At 45.2% G+C, this 19,022-nt stretch carries 18 protein-coding genes; 17 read left to right on the top strand and 1 reads right to left on the bottom strand.

Annotated features, from left to right (window positions below):
* Positions 1-35: 35 nt before the first annotated feature.
* The 16 genes from RXV91_RS03500 (at position 36) to RXV91_RS03425 (ending at position 16,116) form a co-directional block, all read left to right on the top strand.
* The gene (locus tag RXV91_RS03500; RefSeq protein WP_316438688.1) at positions 36-833 is read left to right on the top strand and encodes a Cof-type HAD-IIB family hydrolase; all 798 of its coding nucleotides are present in this window, start codon (positions 36-38) and stop codon (positions 831-833) included.
* A gap of 308 nt (positions 834-1,141) precedes the next feature.
* Complete coding sequence (dapB, locus tag RXV91_RS03495) at positions 1,142-1,927, top strand: 4-hydroxy-tetrahydrodipicolinate reductase (protein WP_021731592.1); 786 nt, start codon at positions 1,142-1,144, stop codon at positions 1,925-1,927.
* The gene (locus RXV91_RS03490) at positions 1,924-3,147 is read left to right on the top strand and encodes a CCA tRNA nucleotidyltransferase (RefSeq protein WP_316438687.1); all 1,224 of its coding nucleotides are present in this window, start codon (positions 1,924-1,926) and stop codon (positions 3,145-3,147) included. Before dapB ends, RXV91_RS03490 begins: the two co-directional genes overlap by 4 nt.
* A 56-nt stretch (positions 3,148-3,203) precedes the next feature.
* Entirely contained in the window at positions 3,204-3,659 is a 456-nt protein-coding gene (locus tag RXV91_RS03485; RefSeq protein WP_021731590.1) for a hypothetical protein, read from the top strand.
* A gap of 180 nt (positions 3,660-3,839) precedes the next feature.
* Positions 3,840-5,747 (top strand): ABC-F family ATP-binding cassette domain-containing protein, encoded by a 1,908-nt coding sequence (locus RXV91_RS03480; RefSeq protein ID WP_316438686.1) that lies wholly within the window; start codon positions 3,840-3,842, stop codon positions 5,745-5,747.
* A 12-nt stretch (positions 5,748-5,759) separates the two neighbouring features.
* Entirely contained in the window at positions 5,760-6,710 is a 951-nt protein-coding gene (locus RXV91_RS03475) for a thymidylate synthase (RefSeq protein ID WP_316438685.1), read from the top strand.
* A gap of 10 nt (positions 6,711-6,720) precedes the next feature.
* Positions 6,721-7,212, top strand: a complete 492-nt coding sequence (locus tag RXV91_RS03470; protein ID WP_316438684.1) for a dihydrofolate reductase — start codon at positions 6,721-6,723, stop codon at positions 7,210-7,212.
* Positions 7,213-7,317: 105 nt separating this feature from the next.
* Positions 7,318-8,169: a DegV family protein gene (locus RXV91_RS03465; protein WP_021731586.1), complete on the top strand. Its 852-nt coding sequence runs from the start codon at positions 7,318-7,320 to the stop codon at positions 8,167-8,169.
* 150 nt (positions 8,170-8,319) lie between these two features.
* Positions 8,320-9,264: an SGNH/GDSL hydrolase family protein gene (locus RXV91_RS03460; protein ID WP_316438683.1), complete on the top strand. Its 945-nt coding sequence runs from the start codon at positions 8,320-8,322 to the stop codon at positions 9,262-9,264.
* 12 nt (positions 9,265-9,276) lie between these two features.
* The gene (locus tag RXV91_RS03455; protein ID WP_316438682.1) at positions 9,277-9,921 is read left to right on the top strand and encodes a YpmS family protein; all 645 of its coding nucleotides are present in this window, start codon (positions 9,277-9,279) and stop codon (positions 9,919-9,921) included.
* 12 nt (positions 9,922-9,933) lie between these two features.
* Complete coding sequence (locus RXV91_RS03450; protein WP_021731583.1) at positions 9,934-10,155, top strand: YozE family protein; 222 nt, start codon at positions 9,934-9,936, stop codon at positions 10,153-10,155.
* A gap of 29 nt (positions 10,156-10,184) precedes the next feature.
* Entirely contained in the window at positions 10,185-11,663 is a 1,479-nt protein-coding gene (locus RXV91_RS03445; RefSeq protein WP_316438681.1) for a S41 family peptidase, read from the top strand.
* Positions 11,664-12,029: 366 nt separating this feature from the next.
* Positions 12,030-13,505, top strand: a complete 1,476-nt coding sequence (locus RXV91_RS03440; protein WP_316438680.1) for an MFS transporter — start codon at positions 12,030-12,032, stop codon at positions 13,503-13,505.
* 225 nt (positions 13,506-13,730) lie between these two features.
* Entirely contained in the window at positions 13,731-14,225 is a 495-nt protein-coding gene (locus tag RXV91_RS03435; protein ID WP_316438679.1) for a GNAT family N-acetyltransferase, read from the top strand.
* 137 nt (positions 14,226-14,362) lie between these two features.
* Positions 14,363-15,421: an LLM class flavin-dependent oxidoreductase gene (locus RXV91_RS03430; protein WP_316438678.1), complete on the top strand. Its 1,059-nt coding sequence runs from the start codon at positions 14,363-14,365 to the stop codon at positions 15,419-15,421.
* Positions 15,418-16,116, top strand: a complete 699-nt coding sequence (locus RXV91_RS03425) for an NAD(P)-binding domain-containing protein (RefSeq protein WP_316438677.1) — start codon at positions 15,418-15,420, stop codon at positions 16,114-16,116. Before RXV91_RS03430 ends, RXV91_RS03425 begins: the two co-directional genes overlap by 4 nt.
* Positions 16,117-16,220: 104 nt before the next feature.
* On the opposite strand, the gene RXV91_RS03420 is transcribed toward RXV91_RS03425, so the two are convergent.
* Positions 16,221-17,150: a LysR family transcriptional regulator gene (locus tag RXV91_RS03420; protein ID WP_057717166.1), complete on the bottom strand. Its 930-nt coding sequence runs from the start codon at positions 17,148-17,150 to the stop codon at positions 16,221-16,223.
* A 189-nt stretch (positions 17,151-17,339) separates the two neighbouring features.
* On the opposite strand from RXV91_RS03420, the gene RXV91_RS03415 reads away from it, so the two are divergent.
* Positions 17,340-18,488 carry a cobalamin-independent methionine synthase II family protein gene (locus tag RXV91_RS03415; RefSeq protein ID WP_316438676.1) on the top strand — a complete coding sequence of 383 codons (1,149 nt, stop codon included), beginning with the start codon at positions 17,340-17,342 and terminating at the stop codon, positions 18,486-18,488.
* The last annotated feature ends 534 nt before the right edge of the window (positions 18,489-19,022 follow it).

Below are 19,022 nucleotides of genomic sequence, written 5' to 3'. Positions count from 1 at the left end.
AACTTAGCATCAATCTAAGTAAGGAGCCTATCATTGTGAAAGTAGCGATTATTGCCACCGATTTAGATGGCACTTTTTTAAGAGATGATCATCAGTTTGATCATGGCCGATTTCAGGTACAGTTAGACCAGATGAATGCACAAGGCCAGCACTTTGTTGTGGCTAGCGGCAATCAGTTACAACACTGTATTGACGTTTTTGAGGGCATCAGGGGCGAACTGACGTATGTCGCCGAGAATGGCGGTCTCGTCATTGATAATCATGGTAATGTCTTGGCTGAAAGCCTGATTGAACCGACGTTGTATCAGGAATTATTAACCTATGTGGCAAATGAACCCGCGTTAGCTGGTGCGGAAATCTCCATTTCAGGAAAACAGGCTGCTTACATTCGGCCACAGGATGATAGTCCGATTATGCGCTATTATTTGAGCCGGTTGCAGGTGGTCTCGTCATTGTCAACGATTGATGACCATATCTATAAGGCCACTTTTAGTTGGCAGGATACGGATGCCAATGCGCATGCGGATCTGATCAACCAGCAATTTGCCGGCCGCTTGCGAGCGACGGTCAGCGGGGGGAATGGTTTAGATGTCATTCCACCACACGTCAATAAGGCTTCTGGACTGGCTTACTTGCAGTCGCATTGGCAAGTGACCGCTAGCCAAACAGCGGCTTTTGGTGATAATGGCAACGATCTGGAAATGTTGCGTGAAGCTGATTATAGTTATGCGATGCAGAATGCGATTATGCCAGTCAAGCGGATGGCAACGTACCTCACACCTTATGATAATAATCATGATGGCGTGTTGGCTGCAATTGAAACGTTGATCTGATAGTGATAGCGGTCTGAGGCCTGCTTGATTGCCGGTTGCATCTTATTTAGAAAGTGTTGGACTTAGCGTTATTATCGCTTTGAGTCCAACACTTTTTGGCAATTTAACGACTAGTAATCACGGCTGTGGCGGTAGCATCGGTATTAGCCGCGACGCTTTTTAAGCGGATTGTGACCGAACTTATGACCGGAAGTCGAAGCTTGTCTGAAATCAGTGAGGATTCTCCTGCCTAATTTGGCAATTGTCTGCTAAAATGTAAGGTAACACGCATTGTGCTAATTAGCTTAAATCTTGAGGAGGAATTTATTGTGGTAAAAGTAATTGTTGCCGGCTACAAAGGTCGGATGGGCAGCACGGCTGCTCAAATGGTTATTGATAATCCTGATTTTGAATTGGTGGGGGTCTACGATGCTCGCAGTAGTGAACAGAATTTGAACGAGGATGATCGGTTCAAGGATCAAGACGTTCCAGCCTTTCATGATTTAGACCAAATTAAGACGGATGCTACGGTATGGATCGACTTTACCATTCCAACGGCTGTTTATGAAAATGCTAAGTTTGCACTTAACCATGGCATCTCACCCGTCATTGGGACAACCGGGATGACCGATGAACAAGTTGCTGATTTGCAAGCATTAGCTAAGGACAAGCAAGTTGGTGGGTTAATTGCGCCTAATTTCGGTATCAGTGCTGTGTTGCTCATGCAATTTGCGCAACAAGCAGCTAAGTACTTCCCTGACGTTGAAATTATCGAAATGCATCATGACGATAAAATCGATTCGCCAAGTGGGACCGCTATTAGTACGGCTAAGAAGATTGCTGAAGTGCGGCAGCCTAAACAACAAGGCAATCCTGACGCAACTGAAACCTTACCAGGGGCACGTGGTGCTGAATATGAAGGCATGCGGATTCACGCTGTGCGGTTACCTGGGTTAGTGGCGCACGAAGAAGTCATGTTTGGTGGCCCTGGTGAAGGCCTAACGATTCGCCAAGACTCATTTGACCGGATCTCATTTATGACTGGGGTAAAAGTGGCGGTTGAAAAAGTAAACCAGTATCATGAACTCTTCGTTGGTTTGGAGCATTTACTATGATCTTGACGCAGTTACCAGCTGAGTTTCAAGCAGCCAAGCCGATTCTTGAGACGATTGAGGCGGCGGGCTATGAAGCGTACTTTGTTGGTGGGTGTGTTCGCGATACAATCTTGGGTAAACCATTGCACGATGTGGATATTGCCACCAGTGCGTTTCCAGCTGAAGTCAAACAATTATTCAAACGAACGGTTGATACAGGTATCGAGCACGGTACGGTGATGATCTTAGACCACGGTAATGGCTATGAAACGACGACGTTTCGAACTGAGTCTGGCTACCAAGATTTTCGGCGGCCTGATCAGGTCACCTTCGTGCGGTCATTACAAGACGATCTTAAGCGTCGTGATTTTACGATCAACGCCTTAGCGATGACGGCTAATGGTGAAGTAATCGATCTATTCGATGGCTTAGCAGATCTAGAGCAAGGGGTCTTGCGTGCCGTCGGGATAGCCGAGGCGCGTTTCCATGAAGATGCGTTGCGAATGATGCGGGCGGTTCGGTTTGCGAGCCAGTTAGGCTTTACTATTGAACCACAGACTGAACAAGCGATTGCCGATAATGCGACTTTACTGACGAAGATTGCCGTAGAACGGACGCGAGTCGAGTGGGAAAAATTATTGATGGGACAACACCCAATCGCTGGCTTGACGGGCCTGTTGACCACTGGGTTATATCGCTATATGCCAGCAATGGCTGATCAAGAAGGACTGTTACGTCAATTAGTGGCCTTACCGACTTGGCATTTGACGAGTATTGAGAGTACTTGGACCTTACTTAGTTGGACGATGGAATTGACGGACGAAGCTGCAGTGCGGCAATTGTTAAAGATGTGGAAGACCAGTAATGAGTTGATTAGTCACGTTACGACAGCTGTTAAGGCCGTAGCCGCGTTAAAACGTGCTGGCCGGCTAACTGCTCAAGAGAACTTTTACACGGGCTTAGATGCGCTGACAACGGCTAATCAGGTGGCAACCATCTTGGGCTTTGGTCAGAATCAGACGGAATTGGCACAGGCTTACGCTGATTTGCCAATTCACGATAAACATGAATTGGCAATCAATGGCGGCGATCTAGTGAAGGCGAAGTTAGTGACGCCTGGTCCGATGATGGGACAAATCTTAACCGCTTGCCTGCGGGCGGTGATTACTAAAAAAGTTGCCAATCAACAAGACGATTTACTTGATTTTGCGGCGATGGTAGCGGATTCAAAAAATCATTGATATTTTCTATTAATCTGTTACGATTAAAGTGAAACTAATTCAATGAGGTGATTTAAATGGAACGAGCATTAGAAGCATTGAAATTTCATTTTCGGAATGGTGACACTTGGACAGTTCATCACCAAGATATCTCGGACCTATGGATTGGCCGGGTAACGACTAGTTATGGCCGGATTAAGGGTGGCCATATGACCATCATTCACCCTTGCAAGTCATTTAAAGCTGAATTTACACCAGATGCAGATGCTATTGATCCCGAAACGACACAGCTATCATCCGTAACCAGTGGGATGTTCGAACGGGTCACCCATTACCAAGATATTGAAAAAATTGATATTTTGTTTGGCGATGAGCGGGGCAGCGAGCAAATTTATTTGCCATTTAAGCCACGAGATGCTGATGGTATCGACAATATTTATCAGACTAGCTCATTAACCGCTGAAGGTAAGTTGCACTTAGTGGTTGATGACGAACGAACTGTTTTTGACGTTTATGGTGATCATAAAAATTAGTTCGTGACAAAACTCTTGGAGCCCAAATGGGTTGCAGGAGTTTTTTTATGAACGTACTTGGAAAGTAGACTGTGATCATTAAGAAATATTAACTTTGATTTGCGCGTTTGTCAGTTGTGTTTTAGGTCGATTCTAGCTAAGATAGAACTTAACGATGTAAAAAAAGGGTGGATCGCAAGAATGCAAACTTTAAGAGCAGAAAATCTGACCCGAACTTATGGTGAGAAGACGTTATTTCATGATATTTCGTTTATCGTGAATGAACATGACCGGATTGGTGTCATTGGCGTTAATGGGTCCGGAAAAACGAATTTATTAGACGTATTAGCTGGGATTACGGCACCTGAAGCCGGACAACTGGTGATGCCGAAAAACTATACGATTGGTTATTTAAAGCAAAAACCAGAACTTGATCAGAATCTGACGGTCATTGATGCCGTTCTAGCTGGTAGTCAGCAAGTCTTTCGGACAATTCGCCACTATGAGCAGACACTCGCAGCGTATGCTGATCGGCCAGAAGATCCGGTCACCCAAAAGGCTTACGTAGCAGCTGAAGACCAGATGAACCAGGAAGATGCGTGGACGGCGGAAAGTGACGTTAAAACAATTTTGACGCAACTACACATTACGGATCTGACACAAACGGTCAAGCAGATGTCCGGGGGTCAGCAAAAGCGGGTTGGTCTAGCTCAAGTTCTGATTCAGTCACCGGACTTATTATTATTAGATGAACCAACCAACCACCTTGATTTTGATTCGATTGAATGGTTGGAAAGCTATTTGGCCAGTTACAAAGGTGCGTTAATTGTGGTTACTCATGATCGGTACTTCTTAGACCAAGTCGCTAATCAGATGTTTGAATTGTCGTTTGGTGAGCTGCATAAGTATACTGGCAATTACCAAGACTTTGTTCAGGCTAAGGCAGAACGGGTCGCACGTGACGTTTTGGCTGAACATAAGCAACAGCAGCTGTATAAAAAGGAGCTGGCCTGGATGCGGGCGGGCGCGCCTGCGCGTAGTACGAAACAGCAGGGCCGGATTAATCGATTCAACGATTTAAAGGATAATTTAAATACGCTTCAAGTTGACGGTGACGTTGATATTTCGCTAGGACAACAACGCTTGGGCAAGAAGGTCATTGAGCTGAAGGACGCCAGCTTGCAGTTTGAACAGCAAACGATCCTCGATCATTTTTCAATGCTGATTCAGGCCAATGATCGTATTGGGATTACGGGAATTAATGGTGCCGGTAAATCTAGTTTATTAAACGTGATTGCGGGCCGGCTACCACTCGATAGCGGGACGGTAACGATTGGTGAAACCGTCAAGATGGCCTATTATACACAACAGACCGAGCCGATTCCGGGTGATAAGCGGATTATCAATTACTTACAAGAGGTTGGTGAAACGGTTCTCAACAAACAAGGTGAGCATGTTTCAGTGACTGAATTACTAGAAGAGTTTTTATTTCCGCGTTCGATGCATGGAACCTTGATTCGTAAGCTATCAGGAGGCGAGCAACGCCGCTTGTATTTATTGAAATTGTTAATGCAACAACCCAATGTACTATTGTTGGATGAACCAACCAATGATTTAGATATCGGAACGCTGACGGTGTTGGAAAATTATCTCGATAACTTTGTGGGGACCGTCATCACCGTTTCCCATGACCGCTATTTCTTGGACAAAGTGGGGACGAAACTCTTGATCTTTGATGGTCAGGGGCAGATCGAACGTTATTCTGGTCGCTTCTCCAGTTATTTAAAGGATCAAAAGGACGTCAATAAACCGATCAGTAAGTCTGCGACCAAGACTGTTGATCAATCGTCAGCAGATGAGGCCCCGACCCCAACAACTAAAAAAGTAAAGGTTAAGCTAACCTACGCAGAGCAACTGGAATATGACAAGATTGAAGGGATCATTGAGCAACTTGATACTCATAAAGGTGAAATTGAAGCTGCAATGGCTGAAAATGCTAGTGATTACGGCAAATTAGCTGATTTGCAAAAAGAATTGACTAAGACTGAGCAAGCAATTGATGAGAAGATGGATCGCTGGGATTACCTCAGCCAGTATGCAGAAGCCTGAAAGGATGATCGCATGTTAGAAGATAGTTATTTACAACTTGCCCGCACCATTTTGGAACACGGCACGTATAAGGATGACCGTACCGGCACGGGGACTTATAGTGTATTTGGTTATCAGATGCGCTTTGATCTCAGTCAGGGGTTCCCATTGCTGACTACTAAAAAAGTACCATTTGGCTTGATTAAGAGCGAATTACTGTGGTTTTTACACGGTGATACGAATATTCAGTATTTACTTCAACATCACAATCATATTTGGGATGAATGGGCGTTTAAAAACTGGGTAACGAGTCCCGATTATCAAGGTCCCGATATGACGAACTTTGAACATCGGCGGTTAGATGATCCAGATTTCGCACCAATTTATCAAGCTCAGCTGCAAGCTTTTGATGAGCAAATATTAGAAGACGACGCTTTTGCGGCCAAGTATGGTAATTTGGGCGATGTCTACGGTGCGCAGTGGCGACACTGGCAAACACGCCAAGGTGAGACGATCGATCAAATTGCCAATGTTATTGAGATGATCAAGACACATCCGGATTCTCGTCGCTTGATCGTTTCTGCTTGGAATCCGGAAGACGTGCCGAACATGGCGTTGCCGCCGTGTCACACCTTGTTTCAATTTTATGTGGCGAATGGTAAGCTGTCTTGCCAGCTCTATCAACGTTCGGGGGACGTCTTCTTAGGTGTGCCATTCAATATTGCGAGTTATGCGTTACTAACACATCTGATTGCTAAGGAAACCGGTTTAGAAGTCGGCGAATTCGTGCATACGCTGGGTGATGCGCATATTTATACGAACCATGTGGAACAGATCAAGACCCAGTTGGCACGTCAGCCGCGGCCGGCACCACAACTGACATTAAGTGGTGCGCATACGAGTATCTTTGATTATCAAATGAGTGACATTAAGCTCACAGGCTACGATCCCGCACCGGCAATCAAGGCGCCGGTTGCGATTTAGGAGGGCTGTGATGATAGCTTTGATATGGGCGGAAGATCAGAATGGCTTGATTGGCAAACAGGGACAGCTACCTTGGCACTTGCCAGCCGATATGCAGCGGTTTAAGACGTTAACGACTGGTCATCATGTCGTGATGGGCCGTAAGACTTTTATGGGTTTTAAGCGGCCGCTCCCACGGCGAACGAACTGGGTGCTTTCGCAGCAGTCGGACTTAGTGTTACCGTCAGATGTGTACCAGTTAAGCAATGTTGCTGAGATTCAAACACTAGCCGCAGCACATCCGAATGAACCAATTTTTGTCATTGGTGGGGCCGTGGTCTTTGAGGCTGTCTTACCGGTGGCCGATTATTTATATCGGACTCGCATCAACGCAAGCTTTGAAGGGGATACCTGGATGCCGGCCGTGGATTACACGCAGTGGCAACTCGTGCACCAACAAATCGGAACGGTTGATGAGAAAAATCAGTATCCGTACGAATTTGATGATTTCCGTCGCCGTTAATTCAGTGGCAACCGTGAAACTTAGGCAGATTTCTGCTATACTGAAAGCATTAATTTATTGTAACGATTGTTTAAACGTTACAAGCATAAGAAAGCGTGGCAAAGTATGACGAAAATCAAGATTGTGACCGATTCTTCGGCAAATTTGACGGATGCCGAGGTAAAAAAATACGATATTACCGTGATTCCGTTGACTGTCATGATCGATGGCACCATTTACGTGGAAGATGAGACGATTACGCGTGAAGAGTTTATTGACAAGATGGCAACGGCTAAATCTTTACCAAAGACGAGCCAACCAGCGCTAGGGACGTTCATTGAGACGTTTGATAAGTTAGGTGCGGATGGCGCGAGTGTGATTTGTATCAACATGCTCGAAGCGATTTCTGGGACGGTGCATACGGCGGAACAAGCGGCTTCGATTACGAAGACCGATGTTACCGTTATTGATGCGCGGACAACCGACCGGGCGATGGCTTTTCAGGTCTTGAACGCTGCTAAATTAGCCCAAAGTGGCGCTGATAAGCAAACTGTAATTGATCAGATCCATGCGACTCAGGCCCATACGAAGTTATTCATGGGCGTCATGACCTTGAATAACCTCGTTGCTGGTGGTCGTGTTAGTCGGTTAACCGGGGCTATCAGTACGTTATTAAACGTTAAGATTGCCTTGGAAGTTGACGATGGCGCTTTAGATGTGAAGATGAAGGGCCGTGGTGTTAAAGCCATCAATAAGTTCTTCGATAAGGTTCTTGAAGATATTATTGCCACGCCAAACGTGGCGGAAGTTGCAATCTCACACGTTGGTGCCACGGAGCGCGTGGAAGAATATCGGGCGCGTCTACAAGCGGCACTCCCAAGTTTGAAAGTTAGCGTTCAACCAACGGTGCCAATTATTGCAACGCATGGTGGCCCTGGGGCGTTTGCCGTGGAATACCATACGCAGGCGCTAGCGTAAAGTGAACGAAGGGCCCACAGACAACTTGTCTACGAGCACTAACGGCGAATGGTGATCGTCCCGGTTGGGGATGGTGACCATTTTATTGTTCAGCGACGAGTTGTTAGTGGTCGGGAATGGCAACTAAAGGGCTAGAAAGGTTGGAGGCCAATGTCCAAAGTTAAAGAAACAATCAAGGTCATTTTAGTGGTTGCGGTATTAGCGGCTGCGGTGTTTTTCGGGGTCAACTACTTGCTACATCCGCAAAATGAGTCGGCAACGACTAAACCAACCACGACTAAAAAGGCAAGTTCTAGCAAGACACAGCATAAAGCTAAAATTAATTTAGTAGCTGTGGGTGACTCCTTAACGGAAGGAGTCGGCGATGAGGCCGAGGGCGGCTATGTCGGTCAAATCAAAAAGACGTTGTCAACTAAGCAAAAGCTCAAGGTAACGACCACGAATGCCGGTAAGTCCGGTGATCGGAGTGACCAGATTTTAGCACGTATTAATAAGTCGACAGCGTTACAACAAAAAATTGCCAAGGCGGATGTGATTACCGTGACGGTGGGTGGTAATGATCTTCTACAAACGCTGGAAGGGTCACTAACTTCTAACAATACGGCGAAAAACAACGCCACGGTCGCCAAAGCACAGACGTTATATGCCAATAAATTGACTAAATTATTTAATAAATTACAAAGTTTGAACAGTTCCGCGTCAGTGTTTGTCTTTAGTATCTATAATCCAATTTATGTGAACTTTCCAAATGTGACGTCGATCACGCATTACATTAGCCAGTGGAATGATCAGACGCAGACGACGGTTAGTCAATATAAGCACACGTACTTTATGGATATCAATTGGACCATGTCACACGGCCAGTACCAGACGGCGGCGCAGATTCGCAAGTTGAAGCAAGCGGCTAGTGCAACGACTTTAACGAGTCTAACAAGTTCTAAGGCAATCACGGGGGCTTTGAAAACTGAAAATAAGACGAATGATTTAATCTCGACGGCCGATAATTTCCATCCCAATAAACGGGGTTACCGTGTGTTTACGACCAAGTTGTATCAGGGCATGATGGCTCATGATGCTTGGTTGATTAAGAAGTAAGGAGGAAATGAGATGCGGGAAGCACAACGAACTAAGCAAGCACCAACACCTAAACAGCCGAAGACGGGCGGACCAGTCAATATTTGGAAATGGGTCGCCGTGGCTTTAATTGCGTTGATCGTGGGAACGGGTGCCTATATGGGGACGCAGGTCTTACGCTCGCCAAGTGAAAGTACGAGTCTAACGGCTGCCAGTAATACGGATGCCGCTAGTGTTCCAATTACAATGAATCGGCAACAACTGAACGCGCTCGCTAGTTATTATTTGAATGACTTGCAAAAGGGTCAGGATATGAAGTACCGGTTCGTAGTGCGTTCGACTGGAGCCTATTTACTAGGAACGACGAAGGTGCTTGGTCAGGATGTGTCCTTTGTGATCACAATGCAGCCAAGTGTCATCGATAATGGTAATATTTCGCTCAAGGCGACTAATTTATCAGTGGGGACGATGTCCTTACCAATCAGTTTTGTAATTAATTATATTAATAATAATTATAAGACACCTAAGTGGGTCAAGCTAAACGCTAAGAAGAAGACAATCGACTTGTACTTGAATAAACTGGTCGGTAAACACGACGTTCGCTATAGTGTTGACAAGCTTGATTTGAAAAATGATCAATTTAAGTTTGAAATGCACATTCCAAAGACGAGTGAATAAAGGGGTGAATTCATGCACAAAACATTTTACACATTTTTGATGACGCAGCGGAATCCAGACAGTACCGATGCCATCGCCGAATTTGCGAATAACGCGTTTTTGGATCAATCATTTCCAAAACAAAGTAAGGATTTTCATGAGCTTTCACAATATTTAGAGCTGAATGCTAGCTATCTTCCAACGATGACGGTTTTTGATGACGCATGGCAGGCCTATTTGGCGAGTGAAGCTTAAATTAATTTGTAGGAAAGAGGACGTTCGGTATGTCAGAGGAACCCAAACAAACCAATTCACACTTGAAAAAGGAACAGCGGCCCAAGCGCCGGATTGGATTATGGACGTATATTATTTCAATCGTGGTGGCACTAGGCATTGGGGTTGGTGGGACGTACTGGCTGATTGGCCGGCAAGTGAACGCCCAACTCAGCAGTATGCAACAGACTAGTAAAGCGATGAAAAAGATCGAATCAGTTTATGAAACGATCAATGAGAATTACTACAAACCGGTCAATGCGAATAAGTTGGCCAACGGTGCCATTAACGGCATGGTCAACTCGTTAGGTGATAAGTTCTCCGAGTATATGGATAAGAGTGAGACGGAAAGTCTTAACGACACCATCGACAGCTCGTTTTCCGGGATTGGTGCCCAGGTTCAAAAGTCAGGCAACTATGTTCAAATTATTTCGCCAATCGCCGGGACACCGGCTAAGAAGGCTGGCTTGAAGCCGAAGGACATCATTAAGGCGGTCAATGGCAAGTCAGTGGCCGGTAAGACCTTGACACAGGCGGTTAACATGATGCGTGGTAAGGTCGGTACGACGGTCAAATTGACGATCGAACGCAGTGGTCAAACCTTTAGCGTTAGTTTGAAGCGCGCGAAGATTCCAGTGACGACCGTTGATTATAAATTGGTCGGTGGCGATAAGAAGATTGGTTACATTACGGTATCGACTTTTTCAACGAATACCGCTAAGGAATTTAAGACGGCGTTGAAGGCACTCGATAAGAAGGGCGCCAAGAAGTTAGTCATCGATATGCGTGGCAACCCTGGTGGCCTGATGACAGCTGCTTTAAAGATGGCCTCGATCTTCTTGAAGAACGGTAAAACGATCATGCAGGTCCAAGCACGCGATGGTTCGACCGAAAAATACACCGCATCCAAGAAGTATGATGGTGGCTTTAAAGAAACGAAGCCAACGACCGTCTTAATTGATGGTGGGAGTGCTTCGGCGGCTGAAATCTTCTCCGCTGCCTTGCATCAATCAGCAGGTGTTAAACTGGTCGGGTCACAGTCATATGGTAAAGGAACCGTTCAAACGGTGACGACTTTTAATGATAAGACTGAAATGAAGATTACGGTCGCGAAGTGGCTGACACCAAATGGTACTTGGATCAATAAGCAGGGCTTAACACCTGATGTTAAAGCTGATGAACCGAGTTATGCAAGCTTGACGGTTATTAGCAAGGTCAGTGACTTGCAAGCTGACAAGGTCAATCCCAATGTCAAGACGTTCCAGAAGTACTTGCAAGCCTTAGGTTACTTTAAAGGAACCGTTAATGGCTACTTTGGTGATTCAACCACCAGTGCGGTCAAGCAGTATCAAAAGCATGCCAAGTTAACGGTCAATGGCAAGGTCGATAAACAGACACTGACTAAGATCGAGACTGAATTAGCTAATAAGATCAGTGATAATGATCGGGCTTACGATGCGGCAATGAAATTGATTGAAAAGACGAATTAGTTCAAAGCTGATTCGTATATTTTAAAAGGCGTGACCGAAATCTGCATGGCTTTCGGTTACGCCTTTTTAGTTGCGGAATTTTAATGCAGCACCGTCAACGAAGCTTTGACAAGATGGAGGTGGATCTACGAATTAGACTCAAAAATGACTTGTCACGGGTGGTTCATGAATCGGCAGTGGAAAGTCTTGTTCATGATGAATTTAAATCAAGATTTAGACTTGCCTTGCGATGGGGGTAAAGCGGTATACTAGAAATTGTGCGTTAATTGATCAGTATGAAATAGTGAATTTCAACGGGTTGGATTGAGGTAACTTTTAGCTGAACGACTGACGAGATGTTTAGCAATTATAGAAAGAAGTTTTGTTGTGAATCGACGGGCCATTTATTTTGTTCAGGGCGCCCTGTTACTATCGAACGTTATGGCTGGTATCGATAGTACGAATGTGAATACGGCGCTACCAGCAATTATTGCGGATTTACACGGTCTACGGTTAATGGCGTGGATCGTCGCTGTTTTCTTACTAGGAACGGCAGTTTCGACCTTGATCTGGTCAAAAATGGGTGAGCGCTTTGGTAATAAGCGAGCTTATCAAATGACGACGGCACTCTTTATTGTCGGCTCCTTACTACAAGGATTAGCACCCAACATCTGGTTTTTGATTATTGCTCGGGGGATTGCGGGTCTCGGCAACGGGGGGATGATTTCCTTACCTTACATCATGTATGCGGATATTTTTAAGAATCCGCGTGATCGAATGCGGGCACTGGGACTAGTCTCGGCTTGCTTTAGTATGGCAACGATTATTGGCCCCATGGTCGGTGGTGTGATTGTCGATGTGTGGTCTTGGCACTGGATCTTTTACTTGAACGTGCCGATTGGAATTTTATCGGCCGTGTTGCTACAGATCTTTTATCAGGAACCGAAGCGGCCACATAATCTAAAACCAATGGACCGTGCCGGAGCAGCCTTGATGGCGATCGGCATCATCAGCTTACTTGGCGGGATCGAATTGATTGGCATGGTGTCGCTGTGGATCGTTGCGATTGTGATTATCGTCGCCTTGATCATGCTAGGAAGCTTGACCGTGGTTGAACGGCAGGCGGTGGACCCAGTTATTCCTGGCCGGTTGTTTAAGAATCCAGCGTTAGTTATTGATTTTGGACTATTCGTGCTCATTTGGGGCGCTTTTGTGGCCTTCTTGACTTATAGTCCAATGTGGGCGCAAGGCTTATTAGGGACGTCGGCACTAATTGGTGGTGCCACGCAGATTCCGAGTGCGTTCGCTAACTTTGGTGGTAGTGAATCAGTTCCTTGGTTACGTCGGCACTTAACACCGCACCGGGTCTTGACACTCAATATCATCATTTTGACCTTGACCTTTGTGCCATTAATGATTGGTGGCGTCAAACTCCCATACTGGGTCTTATTACTCGCAGGTTTCTTTGAGGGCTGGGGTAACGGGGCTTGTTTTAATGAATTACAAGTTAAAGTGCAAGTGGACGCTGATCAACGTGATATCCCGGTCGCAACCTCGTTTAGTTATTTGATTCGGATGCTCAGCCAGACGTTTACCACGGCTATCTTTGGGCTAATCATGAACCAAGCTTTGACTAGTGGGGTGGCACAATCGAATGGTAAAATCACCATGGCGATGATGAATCAGTTAAGTGATGCTAGTCGGGCGGGTCGGCTACCAGCGCACCTAGTGCCGATGATGCGTGGCATCTTACACACCGGACTACAAAATATCATGATTGTTGCGTTCGGATTAATGATTGTCGCTTTAGTGATTAACTTATGGGCGCAAAGTCATGAGACGCAACGGCAGGCCCAGAGCTAATATAAATTTGTTTCAAATTAAAACAGGATAAAACTTCGAAAGACATTCTAATTTGGAATGTCTTTTTTTGATGCCAATTTTGATAATGAATGCGGTTACTTTCGTTGATCGTTATTGGTATCTATAATAAGAATTGAGTCGTACCGGTAATAAGGATCCGACTTGGTTGTTAGTACGTTCTTTGTACAGTTTAAGTTGACATAATCATTGGAAGGAAGTTGACTCATGACGTTACCAATTAAATTACAGTTAGCAGACTTATCAGCAGAATCACAGTTACTAAGTATGATCCATGTAAGTTTTAAGCCTTTATATGACCGGTATCATGATGATGCGACTAGCCCGTATTTGGAAACGATTACCAGTTGGCGAACAAAGATGCGACGCCCTGGGAGCGCAACTTATTTTGTTAATCAGAACGCAGCAAATGTGGGGATGATTCGTATTATCACTAATTCCCGTGACCAAACTGCTCGAATTTCACCGTTATTGATCTTACCAGCATATCAGCGGCATGGTCTTGCTTTGGCAACACTAGTGCAACTACCCAAAATATTTCCTAACATTCAAGAGTGGTGTCTTGAAACAATTGAATCCGAAAGTGGATTAATTTCACTGTATCAGCGTGCTGGTTTCGAGCGAATTGCTGGTAAATGGATGATTATACAACCAGGTATGCGCTTGGTTTATTTGCATAAATATTCGGTATGCAAATTGTAATTGATGTTCAACAAATATTAAGATCATGACAGTAAGTCGCGTATGTGTCTATCAGTTGCATTTAAAGAGATAATACGATATATTAACATCAATCACTTACTAAAAGTAAGCAAAATAAAAGCAATGGGGGCATTAAGATGATTGATGTTAATCAACTAGAATTTGGGTTAGAAACTTTTGGGGATATTGTGGCGAACGCGGATGGTAGTTTACAGTCGGCGGGAGAGTCATTGCGCCAAATCGTGCGCGAAGGTCAGTTAGCGGATCAGTATGGGCTGGATGTTTTTGGCATTGGTGAACATCACCGACCAGACTACAGTGTCTCAAGTCCGGAAACGGTGTTAGCAGCCACCGCTGCCGTGACCCAGCACATCAAATTAGCGTCAGCAGTAACGGTGCTGAGTTCCGATGACCCGGTTCGGGTTTATGAACGGTTTGCAACGTTAGATGGTCTGTCTAATGGGCGCGCCCAAGTGATGTTAGGACGGGGGTCGTTTACCGAATCGTTCCCGTTATTTGGCTATGATCTGACGGATTATGATGACCTATTTAACGAAAAACTCGCACTATATGACCAACTGCGAACGGAAAAGCCAGTGACTTGGTCGGGTAAGTTTCGGGCCCCGTTAACGAATCAAGACGTGTATCCAAAGACGGCTACTGGTGAACTTGAGACTTACATTGGGATTGGTGGTTCACCAGAATCAATTATTCGCGCGGCTAAGATTGGCTATAAAGTCATCATTGCAATTATCGGTGGTCGGGCGGACCGATTTAAACCGTATATCAAGCTGTATCATGAAGCCGCTAAAAAGTTCAATCAGCCAGCTTATCCGATTGCGGTGCATTCACATGGATTCATTGCGGATGATCAGGATGAGGCCTTGACGGTGGCTTATCAAAATATCAAAGCTAATTTTGATCGCATTGGATTGACCCGGGGATGGGCGCCAATGAGTCACGAACAATTTGACCGTGAAACAAAGTACGGGTCGTTTTATGTTGGGACGCCGAGCGTGGTTGCCCAGCGGATCGCGACGACGATTGAAACACTGGGGCTGGGGCGCTTTGACTTGGTATACGGCGCCGGTAATCAAACGGCGGCTCAACGTGAACGAATGATTGAGTTGTATGCGACACAGGTGATTCCACAAGTTAAAACTATTTTACAAGCGAAGCAGGTGACGACTAAATGACAGTCAAAAACGTTGGCATCCTCGGCGCCGGTAAAGTTGGCATCGTCTTAGCAGAACTGGCATTGGCGGCCGGTTATAACGTTCGCATTTCAGGCTCTGGCAAAGTAAGCAAAATTGAACTGACGATTCAAACACTAGTTCCGGGTGCAATTGCGTCGGAAAATCAGGATGTCATCGCCAACAGTGAGTTAATTATTTTAGCATTACCGCTGAGTCGTTACCGGCAAATCCCGGCTACGGCGCTTGATGGTAAACTTGTAATTGACGCTATGAATTATTGGTGGGAAACGGATGGGGTACGGGAAGAAGTTCTGGATCCCCAGACGTCCTCCAGCGAACAAGTCCAGCAATACTTCAAAGGGAGCCATCTGGTTAAAACATTGAATCATATGGGTTATCACAATCTGCAAGAAGACGCCAGACCTAATGGTGATCCGGCGCGGAAGGCCCTATTGGTAGCTGGTGATGAGCCCCAAGCCGTAACAACTGTAGCTCACTTTGTGGAGACACTTGGGTTTGATCCCATTAGCTATCCCCGACTGGCGGATGGTATTATGACTGAGCCCGGTAGTCCGTTATTTGGGGCTAGTTTAAGTGCGACCGCGCTTCAGCAAATCATTGATCATTTTGATGAAACTGATTTTGGCCGTGCGCTTGCGGGTAAACATGCATTGGATGTTGAAACAAACGAGTAGCTAAACCAAACTAAAATGCGGCATTCAACCTGAATGTCGTATTTTTTCGTCTGTATGCTGTTGTTGACAAGAAAATGAATTCAGTCACGTCATGTGTCAAGCAGTCAATTATCATTAAAAACGTCAAAGCCATATCCTTGAATGTGCTGTTTCAACAGTGTCAAATAGCGCTGGGCCGTCGCGCTCAATTCGATTTTCTTATGGCGCAGGTACCCAAGGGTCATTGCATCGTCCACTTTTAATGGAATTGCCACAATTTTTTCGTCATTGAGTTCACTGCTGATGATGCCTGAACTGATCGTATAACCGTTTAAACCCACCATCAAGTTGAAGATCGTGGCCCGATCACTGATGCGAATATGCTTTTTATGAGGCAGCGTACTGAGGATTTCTTCTGCAAAATAAAAGGAACTCGTATCGCCCTGCTCATAAGAAAGGTAGGGATAGTCTCGTAGGTCATCCAAAGTCAGTTCTTGCTTGTGCGTTAATGGGTTATCACGACCGACGAAAACGTGCGGGCGAGCCTCGAATAGCGGTACGAAGCTTAAGTCTTTGTCAGCAATCAAACGGCTAAGCACGGTCTGATTGAACTTATTAAGATAAATGACGCCGAGCTCGCTTTTCAAAGTCTGAACGTCATTGAGCACGTTGGCCGTTTCAGTCTCGCGTAATGTGAACTGATAGGTATCGCCACCAATTTCCTTGACTAATTCGACAAAGGCGTTCACGACAAACGCATAGTGTTGCGCAGAGACACTAAAGATACGCTTGCGAACGGTTCCCTGACCAAAATGTTCGTTGAGTAAATTAACTTGGTCGAGGACACTGCGAGAATAGTTAATGAATTCACGGCCCGCATCTGTCAAAGTGATCCCCGTTTTATGACGATAAAACAGTTGTACTTGATATTCCTTTTCGAGTTCTTTCATTGCTTGGGATAGTGAGGGTTGGCTGATAAATAACTGTTTGGCTGCCTCGTTGATCGAGCCAGTCGTGGCAATTTTTTCTAAGTAGCGCAATTGTTGAATACGCATTAAGTGCACCTCCTGAGAAATGTCTGGTTTCAGTATCTAATTAACGCATGATTGTAGCTGGCGTGATTGAATAAATTATTTAGGTTATAGGTATTGCCTATTATATCATCAATGCAATCAGTCTTATCTATTTTCTAATCAGATTGTTATAATAAACTCATTAAGACAGACACGGAGGATGATTACATTATGACAAAAACACATTTCCAATTGGTCGGCTCACTTTTACGCCCGGCTAGTTTACTCACTTATAAGAATCAAATCGAACATCGTGACGATATTCAATATCCATTCTATGAGGCTTTGCCGGGTTACCAGGCTGCCGAAACAGCGGCAGTGAAGACGGTGATTGCCACCGAAAAGGCGCATGGGATTGATGTGCTAACGGATGGCGAATATACGAAATCAATGTGGCATTTGGATTTTATTTGGGGTTTTAGTGGTGTTCGGCGGTTTATTGCGGATGAAGGTTATAATTTTCGCGATCATGACGGCAGTGATTTTGAAACACGTAAAGATATTGGCATTGAAATCACGGCGCCACTTTCGGGTAAGCATCATCATTTTATTGATATTTATCAGCAACTTAAGGCACAAGCCGATGGTAATGACGTAAAACTAACGATCTGGAGCCCAGCGCACGCCTTTGTTGAGTTTGGATACATCGATAAGTTATATGGCCCGGACCAGGTTTACAAGACTGTTGATGACTTGCATACAGGCTTACTCGGGGCGTATAAAGAATTCTTAACGGATTATCAGGCTGCGGGTGGCAAAATCATTCAATTTGATGACTGCTTGTGGGAAGTGTTTGCCAGTGATAATCAGCAAAATCCCTTTGGTGCTGGAAATGGTAGTCTCCAAGAATTAGCTGATGTGGCCGTTAACACCAATAATGAGTTAGTTGATTTTGGCCATCAATTAGGGTTGAAAGTTTGGACGCATAATTGTCGTGGTAACTATGAAAGTCGGCACTTTGCAGAAGGCAGTTACAATACGATTGCTAAGAAATTCCTGCATGATCAACACTACGACCGTTTTTTCCTTGAATGGGACGATGACCGTGCCGGTGATCTTTCAGCGCTCAAGGTACTTGAGGACCGGCCGAATGTGGAAGTCGTCTTGGGCCTGTTATCCAGTAAGACCAATACCTTAGATGATGAAGATCGCGCGCTACGGTTACTGACGCAAGCTAGTCAAATCTTGAATAAGGACCAGTTATATTTGTCCCATCAATGCGGCTTCGCTTCGTGTGACTCAGGCAACGAGTTAACGGAGGCTCAGCAGTGGGCAAAGATTGATCAGGGACAAAAGATTGCAGCTAAATTCTGGGATTAAGTCACGTCAGTTAGCTGACGGCTATCAAACGACAATCAAACAAGCGCGATGTTGCGGCCATCTTGATGATGAAGGCTGTGGCGTCGCGCTTATTTGTATTTATAGTAGGTGAACTGTGTGTATGATCGTATCGGCGGACATTATTAATGAAATGTTAAGGGTGATATGCGATGTGCTTTGACTAACGAGCTAATTGACAGCTACCGCAAGCTTGCAGCCAATAAAATGGCGTCGATGTTCCGGTTACCTAAATTAACGTGAGGATGTATTTGGCAGCAGATCAATAGGCGGTTTCAAAGCATGGTCGGTGTAAACATGGTAAAATATAGATTGCTGCATCATGCCAGCGCCGGACTAGCAAAGTGTCCGGTGCTTTAGTTCATGGGAGGCATAGCGACTAACGATTTCGTTGAACGAGTGCATTAGTGGCGGTTGGTGCAAAGCATTTAAGCGCGTCTCCACTGGAGCTAGCAGCAGCGGCTTGACAGCCAGTGCCGTTAAAGAATTTTAACAATGATCAAAGTTTGAAGGCAT

This window comes from Lactiplantibacillus sp. DA1, from assembly GCF_032681335.1.
Lineage (GTDB): Bacteria > Bacillota > Bacilli > Lactobacillales > Lactobacillaceae > Lactiplantibacillus.
The sequence above is the reverse complement of the archived record's forward strand: the minus strand, read 5'-3'. Positions and strand labels throughout refer to the sequence as shown.